This window comes from Sphingobacterium sp. WM (assembly GCF_029542465.1).
Lineage (GTDB): Bacteria > Bacteroidota > Bacteroidia > Sphingobacteriales > Sphingobacteriaceae > Sphingobacterium > Sphingobacterium cellulitidis.
Window position 1 is genome coordinate 2,166,718 of record NZ_CP120709.1, and the last position, 21,427, is coordinate 2,188,144.

Genomic DNA, 21,427 nt, shown 5'->3' on the forward strand with positions numbered 1-21,427 from the left:
TATTTTTGTAGCGAATACATCAAATTTATACATAAAATTAAGGAAATAATACGTGAAAAACAATATAGATATCAAATCGTTGGCGCAGAGCACTTTTGAACTTGAAGCAGCGAACGTATTGGCACTTTCAGAGAAGATTAACAACGATTTTGTAGAAGTAATAGAGAGAATTTTGACCTTAAGAGGAAGGGTGATTTTGACGGGAATTGGAAAAAGTGCCATCATTGCCCAGAAGATTGTCGCGACATTAAATTCAACAGGTACCCCCTCTATTTTTATGCATGCTGCAGATGCGATTCATGGTGATTTAGGAATTATTCAGGAGGATGATCTAATCATTGCCATTTCAAAAAGTGGAAATACCCCAGAAATCAAAGTATTGGTTCCCTATTTGAAGCAAACAGGTAATATTTTGGTGGCCATGGTTGGTAATCAAGAATCCTTTTTAGCAGAACAAGCAGATTATATCTTAGATACAAGCATTACTCGTGAGGCTTGTCCTAATAATTTAGCTCCAACGACCAGTACCACGGTTCAATTAGCCATGGGTGATGCAATTGCTGTTTGTTTACAAAACAAAAGGCAGTTCACCGATCAGGATTTTGCAAAATACCATCCAGGTGGAGCATTGGGAAAACAATTGTACTTGAAAGTTGGAGATTTATCCGATCATAATGGCTTACCACAAGTTTCGGCGAATGCAGATGTACGATCGGTATTGATCAGTATCACAGAATTCAGACTTGGTGCAACGGTAGTAATTGATGGAGGAGAAATTTTAGGAATTATTACAGATGGAGATATTCGAAGGATGTTGGAAAAGCATACTGACGTTAGTGGGTTAATTGCGAAGGAGATTATGTCTGTAAATCCTAAGAAAATTGACAAAACAGAATTAGCGGCGAATGCGCTTCATTTGATGCGTCAGAATAGTATTTCACAATTGGTTGTGACAGATTCAGGGAAATATGCGGGGATTATTCATTTGCAAGACATTTTAAAAGAAGGCATTATCTAAATGCTTTATTGTAATATTCTTGTGTAATTATTTCAAAAAATGCATAAAGAATCGTATTCTTATAAAAATGGTCTTAGATTTGATTGAGTAAAGCAACGAAAAAATTGAAACGATGAAAAAGATTACAAGTATATGTGCAGTAATTATTGCATTTATTAGTTTGACGGCGATGGGAATGTTGGCTGCTGAGTTTAAATTTGAAAAGGAAACACATGACTTTGGAAAGATTCCATTGAACAAGCCTGTTTCATACGAATATAAATTTAGTAACTCTGGGGATGAACCAATCATTATTTCAGATGTTCAACCTACCTGTGGCTGTTCTGTAGCAGAATTTACCAAAACCCCAGTAAAACCTGGAGAAGCTGGTACTATTAAAGTTACCTTTAATGCAGCAGCGAAAGGACCATTTACGAAGTCCTTTATTGTAAAATCGAATACAAAAACTCCAGTAAAAACACTTACCATTAAAGGTATAGTTGAATAAGGAATTAATTTTTCAGGTTTTCCAAAAACCTAGAAAGTATATAAAAAAAATGAAAGCCGGCTTTAACTAAGTCGGCTTTCATTTTTTAGGACATGCTCAGTTTTATTTGTATTTTTGCAGGGATAAAAAACATAATTAAATTATAATGCCAACTATTTCTCAAAAGGGCATCAACATGCCAGCATCCCCTATTAGAAAACTGACTCCATTTGCAGATCAGGCAAAAAGAGAAGGAAAGAAAATCTACCATTTGAACATTGGCCAACCGGACATTGAAACTCCGGAAATCATGTTAAATGCTTTAAAGAACATTGATTTTAAAGTTTGGGCATATACGTCATCAGAAGGGACACTTTCTTACCGTACTAAATTAGCTGAGTATTATAATAAATTGAATTATAACATCACTCCTAACGATATATTGGTTACTAACGGTGGATCAGAAGCGATTACAATTGCGATGCAAGCTTGCTTGAATCCGGGAGAAGAGGTTATTATTCCAGAACCATTCTACGCGAACTATAATGGCTTTGCATGTTCTGCTGACATTATTGTAAAACCGATTATGTCTGTTATTGATAATGGATTCGCATTGCCTTCAATTGCAGATTTCGAAAAAGTTATCACCGAAAAAACGAAAGCAATTGCAATTTGTAACCCTAATAATCCGACTGGATATTTATATTCCAGAGAAGAGTTAGAAGCATTAAAGGAATTGTGTTTAAAGCATGATCTTTATTTATTCTCTGACGAGGCTTATAGAGAATTCTGTTATGATGGTCGTGAGTTTATTTCACCGATGCAACTAGAAGGTTTAGAAGAAAACGTTGTGGTATTTGACACGGTTTCTAAACGTTATTCTGCATGTGGAGCAAGAATTGGCTGCATCATCACGAAAAACAAGGAATTATATTTGACTGCTTTGAAATTTGCACAAGCAAGATTAAGTCCGTCATTAGAAGGGCAAATTGCTGGTGAAGCAGCAGTTGATACTCCAGATAGTTACTTTGAAGCGGTATCGAAAGAATATACGGCAAGAAGAGACACTTTGGTAAATGGCTTAAATAAAATTGAAGGCGTATTTTGTCCGAATCCAGGAGGTGCATTTTATGTTATCGCGAAATTACCGATCGATAATGCAGATAAATTTTGCCAATGGATGTTAGAGAAATTCTCATACCAAAACGAAACAGTAATGATGGCTCCTGCTACAGGATTCTATTCTACGCCAGGTGCAGGATTAAATGAAGTTAGATTGGCCTATGTGTTGAATCAAGAAGACTTGAAAAAAGCATTGGTTTGTTTAGAAAAAGGCCTACAAGAATATCCAGGAAGAACTATCTAAGTTCCTTCACAGCATAAATAGAAAGGTCGTTATTTTGAATAACGACTTTTTTTTATGGAAGAATTAGTTTAATAAATACATAAACTTTTGCTTTTAATCTACTGAATAATAGCCGTTTATAAAAAACACACAACAAAACATCAACTTTGGCGTTTATATAGTAGAAACTAATGAAAAAATATTTATGGATAAATTAAAGAAATTCGAATTAATGGAGAAAATATCCAGAGAATTAGAGGACATTAGAAATAGCCAGCAGGCTGTTTTAGAAAAAATAGCTAAAGTTGAAATTGATAATATAGAATTAGGAGACAAAACAATTGAATCTAAGATTCCTGATATCTATCAACGTACAGCAGATAACTCTGAAGCAATTCTGGAAATCCTAAATTCCTTCCAAGAAAAGACAGATGAGTTTGGAAGTAAAAATAATATCGATCAATTGAAACAACAACAAGAGATTGATAATATGAAATAATAGAAAAGGCCTCAAAAATTTTGAGGCCTTTTTTAATATCTTATTTTTTGAGTTAAGCTTTTGGGAGTTCCATTTTATCTTGTACTAATTGAATAACAAAACTCAATTGTTCTACTTGATTTAACTCAGAATTATCCAAAACTATAGCATCTTCAGCTTGTCTAAGTGGACTTTCTTCACGCGTACTATCAATATGATCCCTATGTGCCAAGTTTTCTTTTACCTCTTCCATGGTTAATTGTTCACCTTTGGCGGATAATTCTGCAAATCGACGTTCAGCACGAACCTGAGGACTTGCAGTCATAAATATTTTTAGATCTGCATTCGGGAAAACCGTGGTACCAATATCACGACCATCCATCACAATATTCCGTTTTTTACCTAATGCTTGTTGCTGCTTTACCATGGCCGTACGAACAGCTTTTACAGCACTTACTTCAGAAACATATTCAGAAACTTCCATAGTACGGATTGCATCTGAAACATCAATTCCATTCAATAGAATATGGGGCTTTTCAGGATTAGGCACAAAATCAATATGAATATTTTCCAAGGCTGTAGAGATGGCATGATCATCGTTTATATCGATGTTGTTTTGCTGTACATACAGCGTTACTGCTCTGTACATTGCACCACTATCAATAAAAACAAAATTCAATTCCTTAGCCAAGGCTTTTGCAACCGTACTTTTCCCGCAAGAGGAAAATCCATCAATAGCAATTACGAAATTCTTCATCTGATTTAGTTCGTTCCTCCAATCATTACCCCTGGTTTATTAACCAATGGAATTTTTATAAGATTTTCATCGACAATACTTTCTGGTAAGAAAACGTATTTTTTATCATAAATAGTACCGTCAATATAGTAGCTTAACCAATATTCATTAGTCAATCCAAAAACCTGAGGATCTATAGCTTCGATTTTTTTAGAAGAATGTGCCTCCATATCACCAATGAAATGTCTCAACACAGTAGTTTTGACATCTTTACCATCTTTTATACCATAACCTTTGGAGGAAACAAGTACATTTTGGATGGCAATATCTTTCTCATTAACGAGGTATACATTCCAAACCTTAGCAGTTGGAGATTCAGCTTCCAATACCACGGCAACTGATATATCTTCAACTAAATTTAAGGGTAGATCCTTTTTCATTATTACCTATTTCTTTTTGGCAGTTGCTTTCTTAGTAGTTTTTGCAGTTTTAGTTGTTTTAGTCGCTTTTGCGGTTTTCTTAGCGGAAGGAGATTTTGTATCCTCTTCAGCCCATTTCAACACATCTGCATAAGTGATTTTTTCAACTTCAGTTCCTTTAGGAATCTTCAAGTTTTGTTTTCCAAATCTTACGAAAGGTCCCCAACGGCCATTTTCAATTTTGGCCTCTGGGTTCTCATCAAAAATCTTGATGACCTTATCTTTATCTTTTTGGCGTTTTTCCTCGATGATTTGGATAGCTTGCTCTTGTTCCACATCCAAAGGATCCAGTCCTTTAGGTAATGAATAGAAGCTGCTGTTATGGCGGATATAAGGCCCGAAACGACCAATTGCTACCGTCATTTCTTTGCCTTCAAACTCCCCTACTTTTTTAGGAAGTTTAAATAATTCTAATGCTTCCTCCAAGGTAATGGTTTCAATCATTTGACCTTTACGCAAAGAAGCAAAGATCGGTTTTTCCTCATCATCAGCAGTACCAATTTGCACTAGCGGACCAAAACGTCCCACACGTACTGAAATTGGTTTACCAGAAACAGGGTCAACACCTAATTCACGTTCGTGCGTAGCACGATCTGCATTATCCAAGGTATTTTGAACTTCCGAATGGAAAGGTCCGTAGAAGTTCGAAAGCATATGAGTCCATTCTTTGAAACCTTGAGCGATCTCATCAAATTCCTTTTCAACTTTCGCTGTGAAGTGATAGTCTACAATTCCTTTGAAGTGTTGAACCAAGAAATCATTTACTAGGACACCAATATCTGTAGGGAACATTTTATTACGTTCTGCCCCTGTTATTTCAGTTTTTGTTTGAGATGTAACTTCTTTACCATTTAATGTAAGAACTCTGTAGGTTCTTTCTTTACCATCACGATCTTCTTTTACCACATAACCTCGGTTTTGAATAGTAGAAATGGTAGGTGCATATGTTGAAGGACGTCCGATTCCAAGTTCCTCTAATTTCTTAACCAAAGAAGCTTCGGTAAATCTTGCTGGAGGTCTTGAGAAACGCTCTGTAGCATGCATAATCTCCAGATTAAGGTCTTGACCTTTAGTCAATGGAGGAAGAATGGCATTATCAGAGTTATCCAAGTCAATTTCATCGTTATCATCGTCAGATGATTCAAAATAAACCTTTAGGAAACCATCAAATTTCATGATTTCACCGGTTGCTACTAAATCTTCAGATCTGGTTGAAATGGAGATTTTAGCTGTTGTTTTTTCAAATTCTGCTTCACTCATTTGAGAAGCGATGGCACGCTTCCAAATTAGTTCGTAAAGTCGTTTTTCAGAATTATCACCATCAATGCTATGATCATTAAAGTATGTAGGACGAATAGCTTCGTGAGCTTCTTGGGCTCCAGCGCTCTTCGTACGGTATTGGCGAAGTTTATGATACTTCTCGCCATAAGCATTAATAATTTCGGCTTGAGCACCTTGTAATGCAGTGTCAGATAAGTTTACCGAGTCAGTACGCATATAAGTAATACGTCCTGCTTCATATAAACGTTGAGCAACCTGCATGGTTCTAGCAACAGAGAATCCAAGTTTTCTACTTGCTTCTTGTTGTAGTGTTGAAGTTGTGAATGGTGCTGATGGAGTACGTTTAGAAGGTTTAGTCTCTAAACTCTTAATATTAAATGCGGCTTTCGCACAATCATTCAGGAATTGATTTGCTTCTTCTACGGTTGCAAATCTGCTTGGTAATTCCGCTTTAAAACGGTCTTTCGCATTTCCTGTATTAAATATAGCAACAACTTTAAATGCTGCTTCCGCGTTGAATTTATTGATATCTCTTTCACGTTCAACAATTAATCGAACAGCAACAGATTGTACCCTACCTGCTGAAAGCGAAGGTTTAACTTTTCTCCAAAGTACAGGTGATAATTCAAAACCTACTAATCTATCCAATACACGACGAGCTTGTTGCGCATTTACAAGATTAAAGTCGATTTTTCTAGGGGACTCAATAGCTTTTAAAATGGCAGGTTTGGTAATTTCATGAAATACGATACGTTTAGTTTTATCGTCTTTCAAGCCCAATGTTTCGTATAGATGCCAGGAAATAGCCTCTCCTTCACGGTCCTCATCGGACGCTAACCATACTGTTTCTGCAGATTTCGCTAACTTCTTTAATTCACTAACCAAAGCTTTCTTATCCGAAGGAACTTCATACTTCTGTTTGAAATTATCTTCGGTATCAATCGCATCATCAGTTTTCACTAAATCGCGAATGTGACCATAACTGGACTTCACTAAAAAATCTTTGCCTAGATACCCTTCTATTGTTTTAGCCTTTGCTGGTGACTCGACTATCAATAAATTTTTTGCCATTTAAATTCTATGATTTGATGCAAAGAAAACGATTTCAAAATGGAATGCAAATTCTTTTTTAACCAAAAGGCCAAAAAAGTGAGAACAATCACCTATCAATTAATCCAAATATCAAGTAAATAAAATAGGGCAAAAACCACTGAGGCAATACCATTGGTGGTCATAAAAGCACGGTCTACCCTACTTAAATCTGTTGGACTTACAATTCGATGCTGATAAATTAATAATGCGCCATAAAAAGCAACACCTATATAATATAATATACCCACCGGCATATAAAAGACTGGAAGGAGAACAAATATAAATGACAGGACATGAAGAACTTCAGAAATTCTTAATGCGGTCTTACCTCCAAAATTCGCAGGGATGGAATTCAACCCATTTGCCTTATCAAATTCCTCATCTTGTAAAGCATATATAATGTCGAATCCACTCACCCAAGTCACTACTGCCAATCCGTAAAAAATCGGTATAATATTAAATACTCCTGTGACCGCAAGGTATGCTCCTACTGGTGCTAAACCCAAACCTATCCCTAATACAATATGACATAAAGGCGATATTCTTTTCATATATGAATAGAAAAGAATGACGAATAATGCCACCGGAGATAGGACGAAACACATAAAATTGATGAAATAACAAGCAACCATAAACACGATACAGTTTACTATAGTAAATAATAATGCTTGTTTAGGGCTGATTCTTCCTGCAGGAATATCCCGGACTGCTGTTCTCGGATTTAAGGCATCAATATCACGGTCCAAATATCTATTAAATGCCATGGCAGCATTTCTAGCCGTCACCATACATACCAACATTAATAGGAATAGTTTCCATTCAAAATGATAGTCTGTCGTATGAATTGCTAGAAAAAAGCCAATAATTGCAAAGGGAAGCGCAAATATACTATGTGCGAAAAGCACAAGAGACATGTATTTTTTCATATCCTACTCTAAGGGAGAAACAAAATTTTGATTGATTTCATGAATGGTTTCCAATACTTTTTCACAACCCAACTTTGTTTCAGAGGATGTTAATATATGGCCAGGCACTTCTTCAAACCAAACTTTTAAGGCTTTTCTGAACTTAGCGATATTTTGGTCTGATTTTACCATTGAATGTTTATCAGCTTTCGTAAATAAGAGAAAGAAAGGAATTCCCTGCTCTCCTAGCCAATAACAAAAATCAAGGTCGATTTTCTGTGGCTCATGTCTACTATCAATCAGGACGAATACGCATTGAAGATTTTCGCGTCTTGTAAGGTATTCACGGATAAATTTTTCCCACTCGGCACGGTTCTTTTTTGAGGTTTGCGCAAAGCCATAGCCTGGTAAATCGACTAAATACCAATCATCATTAATAATGAAATGGTTGATAAGCTGGGTTTTTCCAGGTTTTTGCGATGTTTTAGCCAAACCTTTTCTTCGTGTAATAGCATTGATCAGAGATGATTTTCCAACATTCGAACGACCAATGAAAGCATATTCTGCTTTGTCTGGCGTTGGAAGTTTTGTTACATCCGTATTACTGGTTAAGAATTCTGCACGATTGATATTCATATTGCAAAGGTACGATTAAAAACCTTTTTATTTCTCATCATAAATACGGGTAAAACTCATTCAATTCAAGAAAAATTCATAATTTCAGCATCAAATCTAATTTTATGCTCGAAATCAAGAATATTGTTAAGCAATATGCACATCATAAGGCTTTAGATGATGTTTCTATTCATGTACCAACGGGGAAAATATTTGGTCTTTTAGGACCCAATGGTGCCGGGAAAACATCCTTAATCCGTATCATCAATCAAATAACTGCGCCCGATTCTGGGCAGATCTATTTTAAAGGCGAACCCCTGAATTCTTCCCATATTGGAAAAATTGGCTACCTACCTGAAGAACGTGGCCTCTATAAAAAAATGTTGATTGGAGATCAAATGATCTACTTAGCCCAATTGAAGGGGTTAAGCAAACAAGAAGCAAAGGAAAAAATAAAATATTGGTTTGAGAAGTTAAAAATCGAGAGCTGGTGGGATAAAAAAGTTGAGGATCTAAGTAAGGGAATGCAGCAGAAAGTTCAGTTCGTAGCGACAGTAATGCATGAGCCTGACCTTATTATTCTAGATGAGCCATTCTCAGGGTTTGATCCGGTAAATGCTCAAGTTATCCAAGATGAGATTCTAGAACTCAATAAAAAAGGTGCTACCATTATTTATTCTACGCATCGGATGGAATCCGTTGAAGCATTATGTGATAATATTGCACTGTTGAATAAATCGAAAGTCATTCTTGAAGGTTCTGTCAAAGAAATCAAAGACAACTATAGAAATCAAACTTATAAAATTGAGTATAGTTTAAAACCAGAAACTAGCAATATTCAGTTGGATGAATCATTATGGCAGAATCTAGAAAATGAGAAAAATGGTGGAAATACCTTGACCATTCAAATTCCAGAAGGTAAATCATTGAATGATGTATTAGTTCAATTGATTCCTCAAATTGAAATTCAACAGATCTTTGAAATCATCCCTTCCATGCATGATATCTTTATTGATAAAGTAACTAAATAATAAGCCAGAAAGTATATGAACAAGATATTATTAATCATCCAAAGAGAATATTTAAGTAGGGTTAAGAAAAAATCCTTCTTGCTGACTACTTTTCTGGTGCCGTTATTTTTTATAGGAATGTATGTTGGGGTTTTCTTCCTAACAAAAAAGAGCTTTGAAGATTCGCGTGCTTTGATTTATGTGGTAGATAACACCAAAGAAGTAGGTCCATTGCTAAAAAACACAGAGCAAATCACCTTTACGCATTCGACTATTGATTTGAATGATCAGATTCAAAAGATCAAGGATCTAGATGGAAATACGAACATATTAATGATTCCTGAAGATTTTTATCAGACCCATAATATTGAATTTCTATCATCTGGAAAACCTAATATTAATACCAAAGCCTCCGTTGAAGAGCAGTTGGAGGACATTCTATTAAACTACCAATACAAAGAGCTCAATATCGATGCTACGAAAATTAAAAGTATCGATACCAAGGTAAAAACTGCTGCAAAGGAAATCACCTCAACAGGGGAAGCGAAGGATAGTTATACAAGAATAGCCATGGGAATTGCAATGGCATTATCTGTTTTGATTTACTTATCCTTATTTCTGTACGGTGCTCAGGTTATGCGCGGGATTATTGAAGAGAAATCTAATCGTATCATTGAAGTGATCATATCATCGGTGAAACCTTTTCAGTTGATGATGGGCAAGATTATTGGAATTGGTTTAGTGGGGATTACCCAGTTCGTTCTTTGGATTATCCTGAGTTTCGGATTGATAGGAATTGCTTCCAATACTTTGATTGATAAAGCCGAGTTTCAACAAGAGATGATTCAAAAAGCTCCTCAAGGTGCCGAAATGGACAATAGTTCCATTCTTTCGGAAGTAAATACAGCTCTGGATGCTGTTAACATTCCGGAATTATTGATTAGTTTCTTTTTATTCTTTATTGGTGGTTATATGCTGTATAGTGCACTATTTGCGGCTGTAGGATCTGCTGTGGACAGTGAAACCGAAGCCAATCAATTTACGATGCCTATTACAACACCATTGTTGTTGGCCTATATTTTATCATTTGGGGTGTTAATTAACAATCCTCATGGCCCCATAGCAACCTGGTTAAGCTTTATTCCATTGACCTCTCCTATTGCTATGCTTGTCCGGATTCCATTTGGTGTACCTACATGGCAAATAGCCGTTTCCTTTATACTTTTAGTAGCCGGTTTTATATTCACAACTTGGGTTGCAGCACGAATCTATCGTATTGGAATCCTGATGTATGGTAAGAAAGCTAGCTTTAAGGAATTAGTGAAATGGTTCCGATATAAAGGATAATAAAATCTTTATCTATAGAAAAAGCCCTTCCAATTGAATATTTGGAAGGGCTTTTAAATTTTTCCTACCTTTGGACTGCTGTAATAAATTTCAAACTCGGAAATCACATGACTGAAAAAATTAATCTGTCGGTGTTTAAGAAGTTTTTTTCTTCTAATACATCTGGAGGGATTCTTCTGTTTTTATGTGTGATCATATCATTAGTGATCGCAAATACACCTTCATCAACCCAGTTCAATGAACTCTTACAATTCAAGTTGGGATACGAAAATGAAACTATTCAATTAAGGTATTCTGTCAAGCAATGGATTGATGATGGTTTGATGGCTATATTCTTTTTACTCGTTGGATTGGAGATCAAACGTGAGCTTGTAGAAGGTGAATTATCATCTCCCAAAAATGCATTATTACCAATTTTGGCAGCTATGGGAGGTGCTATTGTACCGGCAATAATTTATACATTTTTTAATCATGATCAGGCTTCTCATCATGGCTGGGGAATTCCTATGGCCACGGATATTGCGTTTGCCCTTGCCATTATCTCCTTGCTGGATAAACGAGTACCGCCGAGCTTGAAGATCTTTTTAGCAGCCTTAGCTATCGTCGATGACCTATTAGCAATCTTGGTTATTGCAATATTCTATTCTACCGAATTACATTACACTTATTTATTATATGCTGGAGGAATCCTCGCATTACTAGTTGTATTCAACAGAACAGGTGTAAAAAGTGTTTGGGCTTATATAATCCCTGGATTATTCATTTGGTATTTTATCCATCACTCAGGCATTCATGCTACGATTGCAGGAGTTTTGGTAGCCATGACCTTACCTACTACACCGGATGAGAGTGAGTCTACCTTAGAGAAATTAGAACATGCATTGGCCAATCCTGTTAATTTTATTATTATTCCATTGTTTGCCTTAGTAAATACCAATATCAGTATTCATAGTGATATGGTACAAGGATTGAGCACCCCCTTAGGTTTGGGTATTATTCTAGGGTTATTCTTCGGAAAGACCATTGGTATCTACATGACAACCTGGATCTGTGTTAAGACCAAAATAGCTAATCTTCCTGATATGGCTGGATGGAAACATATGATTGGTGTCGGGATGCTAGGTGGTATTGGATTTACGATGTCAATCTTTATTTCAATGCTATCCTTCAAGGATCCCCTATTTATTGAAGAAGCAAAATTCGCGGTGCTTATTGGGTCCTTAATATCAGGTACTTGCGGCTATATGTACCTTTCTTTTGTAGCAAAAAAGGACAAATTTCATGTTGAGGAATAATTACAAGTTGTAACGCCTTTTTTGCATAAATATTAAAAGAATGCGCGCATATATAAAATAATATGCGCGCATTCTACTTTAAGTAAATATTTAAATAAATTCAATTGTCCTAAAACGAAAATAAAAGCTACAGATATCAGGAAATTTGGAAAGAAAAAACCTTATAAAAAAAATAAAGCTTGAGTCAATCGGGCGATTGCTCAAGCTTTAAAAAATAACCTCTTATATGAGGTAATCAACCTAAACCTAAGACAAAGATAGATATTTACTTATATAAATTCCAAATTTATTCTAGGAAATAAACCGTATTCTAATGTATAAAATAATTAACTTGTTGGAAATCAGAGGAATAAAATTAAAAAAATAAAGGTTTTCAAACGGGGAGAATGAAAACCTTTAATAACCAATTATAAACCTAAATTATGATACCACAAAGATAGTGTACATTTTACACATATCCAAATCTTTTTTAAAATAAATTATTACCCTCCCCTGATTCCGGAGAAAATTGTTTATATTATATTTGAAAAAAACATTCAGAAATATGTTTACAGGCATTATAGAAACATTAGGAACAGTTAAGAAAATTGAGTTAGAACAGAGCAATATTCATTTCTTCATTGAATCATCCATTAGCGCAGAACTCAAAATAGATCAAAGTGTATCCCACAACGGAGTTTGTTTAACAGTTGTTGGTCTTGAAGGTGATGAACATCAAGTCACTGCTATCCATGAGACATTAGAAAAAAGTAATTTAGGAAAGTTGAAGGTTGGCGATCTTGTAAATCTTGAGCGATGTGTTAAAGTAGATGGTCGTCTGGATGGACATATTGTACAAGGCCATGTGGATCAGACCGCTATCTGTACTGCGGTTGAACCTCAGGAAGGTAGTGCAATCTATACCTTTGAATACGATTCAAAATTAAACAATATGACCGTTGAAAAAGGCTCCATCACTGTCAATGGAATTAGTTTAACAGTTGTGAATTCTGAAAAAAATAGCTTCTCAGTAGCGATTATACCTTACACTTTAGAGCATACCAATCTTAAAACCATTGAGGTTGGTTCTACTGTAAATTTAGAGTTCGATATTATTGGGAAATATGTAAGCAAGCTGCTTGCTTTAAGAGATTAATAAAAAATGGGCTTTTATACTGAAAAGCCCATTACTTCTTTTTTACGTTTTGATTTAAACTTCTCAGGAACGACATTTAAGATCTCATTCTTCAACATATTGATAGCATGTTTCTTGACGTAGTTCTGAGGAGTCACCAAACTGATTTCCCTAACAGGTTCAGGAGTTTTAAAATAACGGACATGAGCCAATTGATCCTCATCATAATTAGAAATGCTCATTTCTGGTAAAATGGTCAATCCACCATTCAAATCTACCATCCTCTTCAAAGTCTCTACACTCCCGGTATTATAATCAAAGGTTCCTTCCTTGGATTGGTTGTGCTTGTAATTGCAAATATTCAAAACCTGTCCCCGCATGCAGTGGCCTTCATTTAGCAACCACAATTTCTCATTCGAAATATCTTCAATATTGATCATTTTCTTCTCGAAGACCTGACTTTTTTCGGAAACATAGGCAACAAATGTTTCATAAAAGAGTGGGATTTCCTGAATTACCGGGTCATGCAACGGAGTGGATAGGATACCACAGTCCAAAGTTCCAATTTTCAATTCCTGAATTATCTGTTCTGTTGTATACTCCCAGATTTGTAATTTAAGCTTGTTATATTTCTTCATAAAGCTTGAAATTACAGTAGGTAAAAGATATGGTGCGACAGTAGGTATTACACCAATTTTCAACTCTCCGGTCAATTCGCCACGTTCAGCTTGAAGAATCTCGGAGATTTTCTTGCTCTCGGTCAATACCGTTCTTGCCTGTTCGATAATTTTTTCGCCAATTTCTGTTGGAACTACAGGTTGGCGGCTTCTATCAAATATTTTAACGCCTAAGGATTCCTCTAATTTTTGGATCTGCATACTTAAGGTAGGTTGTGTGACAAAACATTTTTCAGCAGCAGCAACAAAACTTCTGTAAGTGTCGACAGCAATAATATATTCTAATTGGACTAGAGTCATTCTATAAATTTTAACTATACAAATGTACTGAAGTTATCATGTTATTCGTAATCAGCATTTAAATAAGACATAAAACAAACAAAGCCTGGATAAATCTAGGCTTCGTGTTAATCAACAGATCATTTTAATGATGATTCTGCTTGTATTTCATTTCTAAATCCAAGATGATATCTCGTTTTTTCCCTTCAATCAAGGATAAATTCCCGGCAACAAATACTCCCTTTTCATCGGTTTTAGTATTTCTTATTCCGTACACTGAAGATTCATCCGCAGGATCTGATTCGCCTTCATATCTATACAAAACATCGATCTCATAAATTGCTGCTTCATCTGACAATTGATCAAACTCCACATTATAATCTATGGTATATCCTTTTTTAGACAGATTATCCAAGGCTTCCGTCATGGTTGCATATTTAAAAGTCTTATCCATTTTATATTTTTATGTTCGTTTCTATAAAAACACATAACTTTGAGTATTGTTTCAATTAGATATAACAAAGTAAGAATTAGAACATGGCTCATATCCCCCCTCCTACAAAACACACAGCCCCAGAAGCATTTGAAAGATTACTCGACGTATTAAACACCTTAAGGATTGAATGTCCATGGGATAGAAAGCAAACCATGGAATCTTTGCGGCATTTGACAATCGAAGAGTTGTATGAGCTAACTGATGCCATTCTAGAGAAGGATTATCAAGAAATTAAAAAGGAACTCGGAGATATATTGATGCACCTGGTTTTTTATGCTAAAATAGCGGATGAAGAAAACCAATTTAATATTGTTGATGTCTTGAATGCCGTTTGCGACAAGTTAATTACTCGCCATCCTCATATTTATTCAGATATCCAGGTTAAAGATGACGAGGAAGTCAAACAAAATTGGGAGTCTATCAAATTGAAAGAAGGCAATAAATCTGTTTTACAAGGTGTCCCTCAAAGTCTGCCTGCCTTAGTTAAAGCTTATCGTATTCAGGACAAGGTTCGTGGCGTTGGATTTGATTGGGAGGATAAAACGGAAGTTTGGAATAAAGTTGAAGAGGAATTGGCAGAATTCAAAGCTGAATTTGACTTAAAAACTGGCGCCATTGACCAAGAAAAAGCAGAAGCTGAATTTGGAGACCTCTTATTTTCTTTGATCAACTACGCTAGACATATTGGCATCAATCCCGAAAATGCCCTTGAAAAAACCAACAAAAAATTCATCCATAGATTTACCTATTTGGAGGCTAAAGCAGCCGAAAATGGACAGGTATTAAAAGACATGACTTTGGAGGAAATGGATGTTTACTGGAATGAAGCTAAAAAGCTGAAATAATTGGACTTCTGTTATTTTCTTGATAACTTTAATACGGCACAAAACCAATCGTATGCAAATTCTTTTGAAGTTTCTAAAGTGGCTCGGAATAATCCTCGGATCAGTTTTATTAGTAGCCGTAATCTATTTATATGCAACAGGTAAAGACTTTCTAATCAAAGGTGTTTATGTCACTTATCTTCATGGACACAAAACCGCTTACCTAGACGATTACCGATTCTTTGATAACCATAGCATCGATATTGGTCAGCCTCAACCTTGGAATATTTCAAAAGAATATAACTCTGTCAAAATTACAGATAGCCTAAAAAGCATCCATGAAAGATGGAAGTCAGTAGCTTATATGATCATTCATAAGGACAGTATCTGGTTTGAGGAATACTATGATGGATATTCAGATTCTTCAAGATCTAATTCCTTCTCAATGGCAAAAAGTATGGTAGCCGCGATATTAGGAAAAACAATTGAAGCTGGCCAAGTAAAAAGCCTTCAACAGAAGGTTAAGGATTTTGTTCCCGAATTGATTGGTCCATATGCGGACTCCCTAAAAATGGTAGACTTGGTTTCTATGAGTTCAGGTATGAAATGGGATGAAAGTTATTACGATCCTTTCTCAATTACCACCAGATTATATTTTGACAAGGATATAGTTGGCACCTTGGATCAACTCCCAATCAATAATCAACCAGGACAAGAATTTATTTATAAAAGTGGTGATACCCAACTCTTAGGCATTGCTTTACAACGTGCTACTAAAAAGTCCTTATCTGAATTACTATCACAATATTTCTGGAAACCAATGGGTGCTGAACATACTGCACTTTGGCAAGTGGACAGTGAAAAAAATGGCATTGAAAAGGCATATTGTTGTGTGGCCTCTAATGCTCGGGATTTTGCAAGATTTGGCAAGTTGTATCTGCAGCATGGCCAATGGAATGGAAATCAACTTTTAGACTCTGCCTATATCCAGCAATCGGTTACCAATACTTTCCCGGCATCACCTGAATATGGATACGGTTGGTGGATTGGAAAATACAAGGACAAGGATTACTTTTATATGGATGGTCACTTGGGGCAATATGTTATTGTAATCCCACAAGATGATTTAATCATCGTTCGTCTTGGACATGGAATTGGTGGTAAACCAAGAAGTAACCCTGGATCAGCTTTCTATAATTTTATCGAACAGGCATATATTATGCTAGGCAACAGAGTCAACAATAATTAGCCAAACTCCTGTAATAAAGCGGTTCTATAGATAATATTTGTATTTTTGCTGCAATGAAAGAATTAGCAGTAATATTCGATATGGATGGCGTAATTGCCCACACTAATCCATACCATGCCCAAGCCTTTGAAGCATTTTTTGACAAATATCAAATCCCATATTCTGATGAAGAATTCGAGAAACATATGTATGGCAAACACAATAGCTATATTTTCACTCATTTCTTCAAAAGACATATTGCCGGAGAAGAGTTATTAAGTCTAGAAAGAGAAAAAGAAGGACTTTTCAGAGAAATCTACAAATCTGAAGCAAAGCCAATCCCTTATTTACCGGATTTTCTAAATAACTTAAAAGAGAATAATATCAAAACGGGAGTTGCTACCTCAGCTCCGCGTGCCAATATGGACTTAATTCTAGATGTATTGGAAATCAGAAATTTCTTTCAATCTACGCTAGGATCTGAAAATGTAGAATTACATAAACCTCATCCTGAAGTTTATTTGAAATCAGCTAATAACCTAAACATGAACCCTCAACATTGTTTTGTTTTTGAAGATTCATTTTCAGGAGTTACTGCAGGATTAAATGCAGACATGAATGTAATTGGCGTTCTTAGCTCGCATAAAAAGGAAGATTTACCAGTTTGTCTGGATTATATTGACAACTATAAAAATATGAGCGTAGATAGACTAAAATCACTTTACGAGCAGCATGTGGGATAATGCATTAGAACTAATTCCCTCCCCTGGCGCGTGGATCCTTTATTTCTTCTGCGCCATGCTTATCGGAGTTTCTAAAACAGGTATTCAAAATGTAGGAACCTTTACCATTCCTATGTTTGCGATCTTGTTTGGGGCGAAATTCTCTACGGGGATAGTTCTAATTCTTTTGTGTATGGCTGATTTATTGGCTGTAATCTATTATCGGAAGCAATTTATTTGGTCAGAAATAAAATCCATGCTTCCCTTTTCCATGTTGGGCTTATTTATAGGATTGTTTGTTGGGGAATATATTGATGATGGAACCTTTAAATTTATTATGGGTGCTTGTATATTCATCAGTGTACTTTTGATGATTTGGGGAACAAATAAGGCCAAAAAAAGTCAGGACAGCAAGGATTTTACGGATAACTGGTGGTATTCACCAGCCTTCGGATTATTAGTAGGTTTCTCGACGATGATTGGCAATGCTGCCGGTCCAGCCCTGACTATTTATCTGTTGACTAGAAAACTCAATAAGGTAACCTTGGTAGCTACTGGAGCTTGGTTCATTATGATCCTTAATTTCTCCAAAATTCCATTGCAGCTATTCGTTTGGAAGAACCTGACCTGGGAAGGCATTATCTTAAATTGCTTAGCTATTCCCTTTATTTTATTGGGAGGTTACATAGGTATCAAACTTGTGAAAGTTATTCCTGAGAAAGAATTTAAGATTGTTATTCTAGCTTTAGTCATCATATCTTCATTGATGCTGATGTTCGGCTAGTAAATCAAAATATTATAGAAAAAGGGAAGTCTAAATGTAGACTTCCCTTTTCTATTTTATATAATCGTATAGTTTAAAACGATGTTGTGTCGACAGGAACCTCAGAGTTCTCTGTTTCCGGAGCCTTATCAATTAACTCCATAAACTGATCAAGTTTAGGGGTAATGATAATCTGAGTTCTACGGTTTTTAGATTTTCCGTCTGCACTATTGTTGCTAGCAACTGGGTTGTATTCACCACGTCCACCAGCGGTCAAGCGTTTAGGATCTACACCATAAGTGTTCTGTAATGCTTGAACAACAGAAGATGCTCTCAAGGTACTTAAATCCCAGTTGTTACGAATATTTGGTTTCGAAATCGGGTCTGTATCAGTATTACCTTCAATCAACACATCGTAATCTTTGTAATCTTGGATGATCTTAGCAATTTTTGATAAAGTCTCGCCCGCACGGTCTGAAATTTCATAGCTTCCTGATTTATATAACATATTATCAGATAATGAAATATAAACCACACCTTTTAAAACTTGAACATCCACATCTTGCATTTCTTCACGGCTAAGTGAACGAGTCAAGTTGTTTGTCAACACCATATTAAGTGAATCACTTTTTTGTTTGGTATTTACTAAATGTTGAATGTATTTATTAGAGGCGTTGATTTCATCCACCAATTTGGAAATATTGACATTTCCTTGCGTATTTTGGTTAATACTATTATCCAAAGTTCCTTGAAGTTTTGCTAAAGCTTCTCTCAATCCTGCATTATTCTTCCGTTCAATCTCAAGCTGTTCTTCTAAACTTTTTACTCTGGTTTTGCTTTCAGCAAGGTCTAATTGACTTTGGTTATATTTATCACCCAATTCTTTATACTGAGCTTCCAAAGCTCGGTGTGTTTTCTTGCTAACTCCACAAGAGGTAATCAACAAGGCTGACATTAATAATAATGGTACGCTAATTCTCTTAATCATAACGCTTGATTTTGTTTCTATTCGTATTTATTACGCTAATGTTAAGCAAAAGGAATGCCTTTTATCTAAAATTAACTTTTATTAACTCTAAATTTTCTATTAAATCCCCTTTTCAGTTCAATAAACGAAGATTATTGTCGAAATATTTTATTTTAAATGTAAGACCAAAATTTCATATTAATCCAAAAAAGAAAAAATATATTATCGTTTTTCGGTAAAATTATTTTTAAACATTTCCTATTCTAAAAACTGAAGTTTTCTACTTTTTATCTTAAAAATAAATATTGGGAATCAAATGAATAAGGTTAATATTTATTCAAAAAAAAAGTCTTGAGATCGGGGAGATTTCAAGACTTAACTAACCAATTATTAACCTAAATTATGAATACTAGCTAATATTCAAAGTTTGTGCCAAAAAATTAATTCTACTTTATTTTATGTCATTTTACATTCAAAAGCTCAAATACCAATCATTAATGATAATTTTGTCCATGCAACATTTGAATACCTACCTTAAAAATCTAAACATAGATGCACTAAATCCTATGCAGGAAGAAGTACTTCAACAGTTTAGTACAGACCGTGACTTTGTTCTTCTCTCTCCTACTGGATCAGGTAAAACACTAGCTTTTAGTCTTTTACTTTTCAAATTACTAGGAGACAATTTCTCAAAAGGCACCAAAGCTATGATTGTGGTTCCGACGAGAGAGCTTGCTCTACAGATTGAATCTGTAATCAAACAAATGAACAGTGCCTTAAATGTTGCCCTATTATACGGTGGGAATAATAGCCAGATTGAAAAAGATAAACTTAAACAACAACCTGCCTTAATCATTGGAACACCAGGAAGAATAATTTATCATATCGACCGCGTTCCAAATCTACTTGAAGGTTGCCATACGCTAGTATTGGATGAGTTTGATAAGTCATTAGAACTTGGGTTTCAAGATCAATTGAGTTATATCGTAAGAGCGAGCAGAGATGTAAAACATAAAATCCTAACCTCCGCAACGGATATGGAAGAAATTCCAGCATTCCTGGAATTAAACAATCCAATCAAATTAGACAATGTTGACAGTCATGGCTTAAGACCAGACTTGAGTTATTATAAGGTGATGACCAGCTCTAAATTAAAACTGGAGTCACTTTTTAAATTACTTTGCAAAATTGGTGATGAAAGGGTTTTGGTTTTTTGTAACCACCGCGAAGCGGTAGACAATATATCTGATATTTTGGAAGGAAAAGGAATTCAAAGCATTCCATACCATGGTGGTCTTGAACAATTTATTCGGGAATTGACTATTGTTAAGATAAAGAATGGTAGCCAAAATATTTTAATTACGACTGACCTTGCTGCACGTGGTCTTGATATTCCAGAGATGAACCACGTCGTTCATTATCAATTCCCATATAAGGAAGATGAATTTATTCATAGAAATGGTCGTGCGGGTAGAAACGGTCAAAAAGGATATGTATATGGTATTCTGTCTGATGATGATCGTGGAGCTAATTATTTAGATGGAGCAGAAACGCTCGAGCTAGATGGATTTTATCCGATTCCTGCCGAACCAGAATTCAAAACATTAAGGATTAATGCTGGTAAAAAGCAAAAAGTCAATAAAATTGATATTGTAGGTTATATCCTAAACTTACCAGAAATTACGAAGGATGACTTAGGGCTAATCGTAGTCAAACCAAATGATTCCTACGTCGCTATTCGTGCTGATTTAGCCAATAAAGTAGTGAAGAACGGAACTAACGGAAAAATAAAAGGTCAGAAAGTAAGAATTAACTTAATTTGATTTCTTGATATGTTTTAGAATCGTTGCTGGAACCAGGTGATTGATATCACCATTATTCTTCCAGATATCCCTAACGATCGTTGAAGAAATATGGGCCTCTCCACTCCTGCTTACCAAAAAGTAAGTTTCGATTTGAGGGGCCAATAAAAGATTGTTCTGAGCAATAATGTTTTCATAATCAAGGTCAGTCCCATTACGAAGACCTCTTAAAATAAACTGAGCACCAATGGATAAACAATAATCTACTGTCAATCCATTATAAAAACTAACCTCTACCTGTTCGTTATCTGCAAACAATTCAGAAATGGATAATTTGCGACTCTCCACATCCATCATCCCAACCTTTGAACTATTGATGCCAATAGCAATATAGATTTTATCAAATAGCGGTAAAGCTCTATTTATCAAATCCTGATGTGCAATGGTAAATGGATCAAAGGATCCTGGAAAAACTGCGATTCTCATAA

At 35.4% G+C, this 21,427-nt stretch carries 22 protein-coding genes; 13 read left to right on the top strand and 9 right to left on the bottom strand.

What is annotated here, in order from left to right:
• Nucleotides 1-52: 52 nt before the first annotated feature.
• The 4 genes from PZ892_RS09345 to PZ892_RS09360 all read left to right on the top strand — a co-directional run bounded on the left by PZ892_RS09345 (nt 53) and on the right by PZ892_RS09360 (nt 3,328).
• Nucleotides 53-1,018 (top strand): KpsF/GutQ family sugar-phosphate isomerase, encoded by a 966-nt coding sequence (locus tag PZ892_RS09345; protein WP_182498589.1) that lies wholly within the window; start codon nt 53-55, stop codon nt 1,016-1,018.
• Between the two features lie 112 nt (nt 1,019-1,130).
• Nucleotides 1,131-1,505 (top strand): DUF1573 domain-containing protein, encoded by a 375-nt coding sequence (locus tag PZ892_RS09350; protein ID WP_094256476.1) that lies wholly within the window; start codon nt 1,131-1,133, stop codon nt 1,503-1,505.
• A 145-nt stretch (nt 1,506-1,650) separates the two neighbouring features.
• Nucleotides 1,651-2,850, top strand: a complete 1,200-nt coding sequence (locus tag PZ892_RS09355; RefSeq protein WP_094256477.1) for a pyridoxal phosphate-dependent aminotransferase — start codon at nt 1,651-1,653, stop codon at nt 2,848-2,850.
• A 184-nt stretch (nt 2,851-3,034) separates the two neighbouring features.
• Entirely contained in the window at nt 3,035-3,328 is a 294-nt protein-coding gene (locus PZ892_RS09360; protein ID WP_094256478.1) for a hypothetical protein, read from the top strand.
• Nucleotides 3,329-3,380: 52 nt separating this feature from the next.
• On the opposite strand, the gene cmk is transcribed toward PZ892_RS09360, so the two are convergent.
• From cmk to yihA, 5 genes are all read right to left on the bottom strand, one after another.
• Entirely contained in the window at nt 3,381-4,064 is a 684-nt protein-coding gene (gene cmk, locus PZ892_RS09365) for a (d)CMP kinase (protein WP_277710912.1), read from the bottom strand.
• Nucleotides 4,065-4,069: 5 nt separating this feature from the next.
• Nucleotides 4,070-4,483: a hypothetical protein gene (locus tag PZ892_RS09370; protein ID WP_094256480.1), complete on the bottom strand. Its 414-nt coding sequence runs from the start codon at nt 4,481-4,483 to the stop codon at nt 4,070-4,072.
• A gap of 6 nt (nt 4,484-4,489) precedes the next feature.
• Nucleotides 4,490-6,874 carry a type I DNA topoisomerase gene (gene topA / locus PZ892_RS09375; RefSeq protein WP_277710913.1) on the bottom strand — a complete coding sequence of 795 codons (2,385 nt, stop codon included), beginning with the start codon at nt 6,872-6,874 and terminating at the stop codon, nt 4,490-4,492.
• 95 nt (nt 6,875-6,969) lie between these two features.
• Entirely contained in the window at nt 6,970-7,821 is an 852-nt protein-coding gene (locus PZ892_RS09380) for a 4-hydroxybenzoate octaprenyltransferase (protein WP_094256482.1), read from the bottom strand.
• 3 nt (nt 7,822-7,824) lie between these two features.
• On the bottom strand, nt 7,825-8,436 hold the full coding sequence (yihA, locus tag PZ892_RS09385; RefSeq protein WP_094256483.1) for a ribosome biogenesis GTP-binding protein YihA/YsxC: 612 nt from the start codon (nt 8,434-8,436) through the stop codon (nt 7,825-7,827).
• Nucleotides 8,437-8,540: 104 nt separating this feature from the next.
• On the opposite strand from yihA, the gene PZ892_RS09390 reads away from it, so the two are divergent.
• The 4 genes from PZ892_RS09390 (at nt 8,541) to PZ892_RS09405 (ending at nt 13,202) form a co-directional block, all read left to right on the top strand.
• Nucleotides 8,541-9,446: an ABC transporter ATP-binding protein gene (locus PZ892_RS09390; protein WP_094256484.1), complete on the top strand. Its 906-nt coding sequence runs from the start codon at nt 8,541-8,543 to the stop codon at nt 9,444-9,446.
• A 15-nt stretch (nt 9,447-9,461) separates the two neighbouring features.
• The gene (locus tag PZ892_RS09395) at nt 9,462-10,772 is read left to right on the top strand and encodes an ABC transporter permease (protein WP_277710914.1); all 1,311 of its coding nucleotides are present in this window, start codon (nt 9,462-9,464) and stop codon (nt 10,770-10,772) included.
• A gap of 107 nt (nt 10,773-10,879) precedes the next feature.
• Nucleotides 10,880-12,067, top strand: a complete 1,188-nt coding sequence (gene nhaA, locus PZ892_RS09400; RefSeq protein ID WP_277710915.1) for a Na+/H+ antiporter NhaA — start codon at nt 10,880-10,882, stop codon at nt 12,065-12,067.
• Nucleotides 12,068-12,611: 544 nt separating this feature from the next.
• Nucleotides 12,612-13,202, top strand: coding sequence for a riboflavin synthase (locus tag PZ892_RS09405; RefSeq protein WP_277710916.1), 591 nt, complete (start codon nt 12,612-12,614; stop codon nt 13,200-13,202).
• Nucleotides 13,203-13,216: 14 nt separating this feature from the next.
• Here PZ892_RS09405 and PZ892_RS09410 read toward each other — a convergent pair whose 3' ends face one another.
• On the bottom strand, nt 13,217-14,158 hold the full coding sequence (locus PZ892_RS09410) for a hydrogen peroxide-inducible genes activator (RefSeq protein ID WP_182498586.1): 942 nt from the start codon (nt 14,156-14,158) through the stop codon (nt 13,217-13,219).
• 124 nt (nt 14,159-14,282) lie between these two features.
• Nucleotides 14,283-14,591, bottom strand: coding sequence for a hypothetical protein (locus PZ892_RS09415; protein WP_094256489.1), 309 nt, complete (start codon nt 14,589-14,591; stop codon nt 14,283-14,285).
• A gap of 83 nt (nt 14,592-14,674) precedes the next feature.
• Between PZ892_RS09415 and mazG the strand changes: the two genes are divergently transcribed.
• From mazG to PZ892_RS09435, 4 genes are read left to right on the top strand one after another with little or no spacing between them, the layout of a single operon-like run.
• Complete coding sequence (gene mazG, locus PZ892_RS09420; RefSeq protein WP_094256490.1) at nt 14,675-15,478, top strand: nucleoside triphosphate pyrophosphohydrolase; 804 nt, start codon at nt 14,675-14,677, stop codon at nt 15,476-15,478.
• A gap of 52 nt (nt 15,479-15,530) precedes the next feature.
• Nucleotides 15,531-16,706: a serine hydrolase gene (locus tag PZ892_RS09425; protein ID WP_277710917.1), complete on the top strand. Its 1,176-nt coding sequence runs from the start codon at nt 15,531-15,533 to the stop codon at nt 16,704-16,706.
• Nucleotides 16,707-16,759: 53 nt separating this feature from the next.
• Complete coding sequence (locus tag PZ892_RS09430) at nt 16,760-17,428, top strand: HAD family phosphatase (protein ID WP_094256492.1); 669 nt, start codon at nt 16,760-16,762, stop codon at nt 17,426-17,428.
• Entirely contained in the window at nt 17,418-18,191 is a 774-nt protein-coding gene (locus PZ892_RS09435) for a sulfite exporter TauE/SafE family protein (RefSeq protein ID WP_094256493.1), read from the top strand. Before PZ892_RS09430 ends, PZ892_RS09435 begins: the two co-directional genes overlap by 11 nt.
• 73 nt (nt 18,192-18,264) lie before the next feature.
• Here PZ892_RS09435 and PZ892_RS09440 read toward each other — a convergent pair whose 3' ends face one another.
• The gene (locus PZ892_RS09440) at nt 18,265-19,158 is read right to left on the bottom strand and encodes a flagellar motor protein MotB (RefSeq protein WP_094256494.1); all 894 of its coding nucleotides are present in this window, start codon (nt 19,156-19,158) and stop codon (nt 18,265-18,267) included.
• Between the two features lie 545 nt (nt 19,159-19,703).
• Here PZ892_RS09440 and PZ892_RS09445 point away from each other — a divergent pair.
• On the top strand, nt 19,704-20,960 hold the full coding sequence (locus PZ892_RS09445) for a DEAD/DEAH box helicase (protein ID WP_182498583.1): 1,257 nt from the start codon (nt 19,704-19,706) through the stop codon (nt 20,958-20,960).
• Here PZ892_RS09445 and coaD read toward each other — a convergent pair.
• Complete coding sequence (gene coaD / locus PZ892_RS09450; RefSeq protein WP_094256497.1) at nt 20,952-21,425, bottom strand: pantetheine-phosphate adenylyltransferase; 474 nt, start codon at nt 21,423-21,425, stop codon at nt 20,952-20,954. The genes PZ892_RS09445 and coaD overlap by 9 nt on opposite strands.
• Nucleotides 21,426-21,427 lie beyond the last annotated feature (2 nt).

Coding starts and splice junctions, on each gene's coding strand:
- PZ892_RS09350 (WP_094256476.1), top strand. CDS start 1,131: ATGAAAAAGATTACAAGTATATGTGCAGTAATTATTGCATTTATTAGT.
- PZ892_RS09355 (WP_094256477.1), top strand. CDS start 1,651: ATGCCAACTATTTCTCAAAAGGGCATCAACATGCCAGCATCCCCTATT.
- PZ892_RS09360 (WP_094256478.1), top strand. CDS start 3,035: ATGGATAAATTAAAGAAATTCGAATTAATGGAGAAAATATCCAGAGAA.
- cmk (WP_277710912.1), bottom strand. CDS start 4,064: ATGAAGAATTTCGTAATTGCTATTGATGGATTTTCCTCTTGCGGGAAA.
- PZ892_RS09370 (WP_094256480.1), bottom strand. CDS start 4,483: ATGAAAAAGGATCTACCCTTAAATTTAGTTGAAGATATATCAGTTGCC.
- topA (WP_277710913.1), bottom strand. CDS start 6,874: ATGGCAAAAAATTTATTGATAGTCGAGTCACCAGCAAAGGCTAAAACA.
- PZ892_RS09380 (WP_094256482.1), bottom strand. CDS start 7,821: ATGAAAAAATACATGTCTCTTGTGCTTTTCGCACATAGTATATTTGCG.
- yihA (WP_094256483.1), bottom strand. CDS start 8,436: ATGAATATCAATCGTGCAGAATTCTTAACCAGTAATACGGATGTAACA.
- PZ892_RS09390 (WP_094256484.1), top strand. CDS start 8,541: ATGCTCGAAATCAAGAATATTGTTAAGCAATATGCACATCATAAGGCT.
- PZ892_RS09395 (WP_277710914.1), top strand. CDS start 9,462: ATGAACAAGATATTATTAATCATCCAAAGAGAATATTTAAGTAGGGTT.
- nhaA (WP_277710915.1), top strand. CDS start 10,880: ATGACTGAAAAAATTAATCTGTCGGTGTTTAAGAAGTTTTTTTCTTCT.
- PZ892_RS09405 (WP_277710916.1), top strand. CDS start 12,612: ATGTTTACAGGCATTATAGAAACATTAGGAACAGTTAAGAAAATTGAG.
- PZ892_RS09410 (WP_182498586.1), bottom strand. CDS start 14,158: ATGACTCTAGTCCAATTAGAATATATTATTGCTGTCGACACTTACAGA.
- PZ892_RS09415 (WP_094256489.1), bottom strand. CDS start 14,591: ATGGATAAGACTTTTAAATATGCAACCATGACGGAAGCCTTGGATAAT.
- mazG (WP_094256490.1), top strand. CDS start 14,675: ATGGCTCATATCCCCCCTCCTACAAAACACACAGCCCCAGAAGCATTT.
- PZ892_RS09425 (WP_277710917.1), top strand. CDS start 15,531: ATGCAAATTCTTTTGAAGTTTCTAAAGTGGCTCGGAATAATCCTCGGA.
- PZ892_RS09430 (WP_094256492.1), top strand. CDS start 16,760: ATGAAAGAATTAGCAGTAATATTCGATATGGATGGCGTAATTGCCCAC.
- PZ892_RS09435 (WP_094256493.1), top strand. CDS start 17,418: ATGTGGGATAATGCATTAGAACTAATTCCCTCCCCTGGCGCGTGGATC.
- PZ892_RS09440 (WP_094256494.1), bottom strand. CDS start 19,158: ATGATTAAGAGAATTAGCGTACCATTATTATTAATGTCAGCCTTGTTG.
- PZ892_RS09445 (WP_182498583.1), top strand. CDS start 19,704: ATGCAGGAAGAAGTACTTCAACAGTTTAGTACAGACCGTGACTTTGTT.
- coaD (WP_094256497.1), bottom strand. CDS start 21,425: ATGAGAATCGCAGTTTTTCCAGGATCCTTTGATCCATTTACCATTGCA.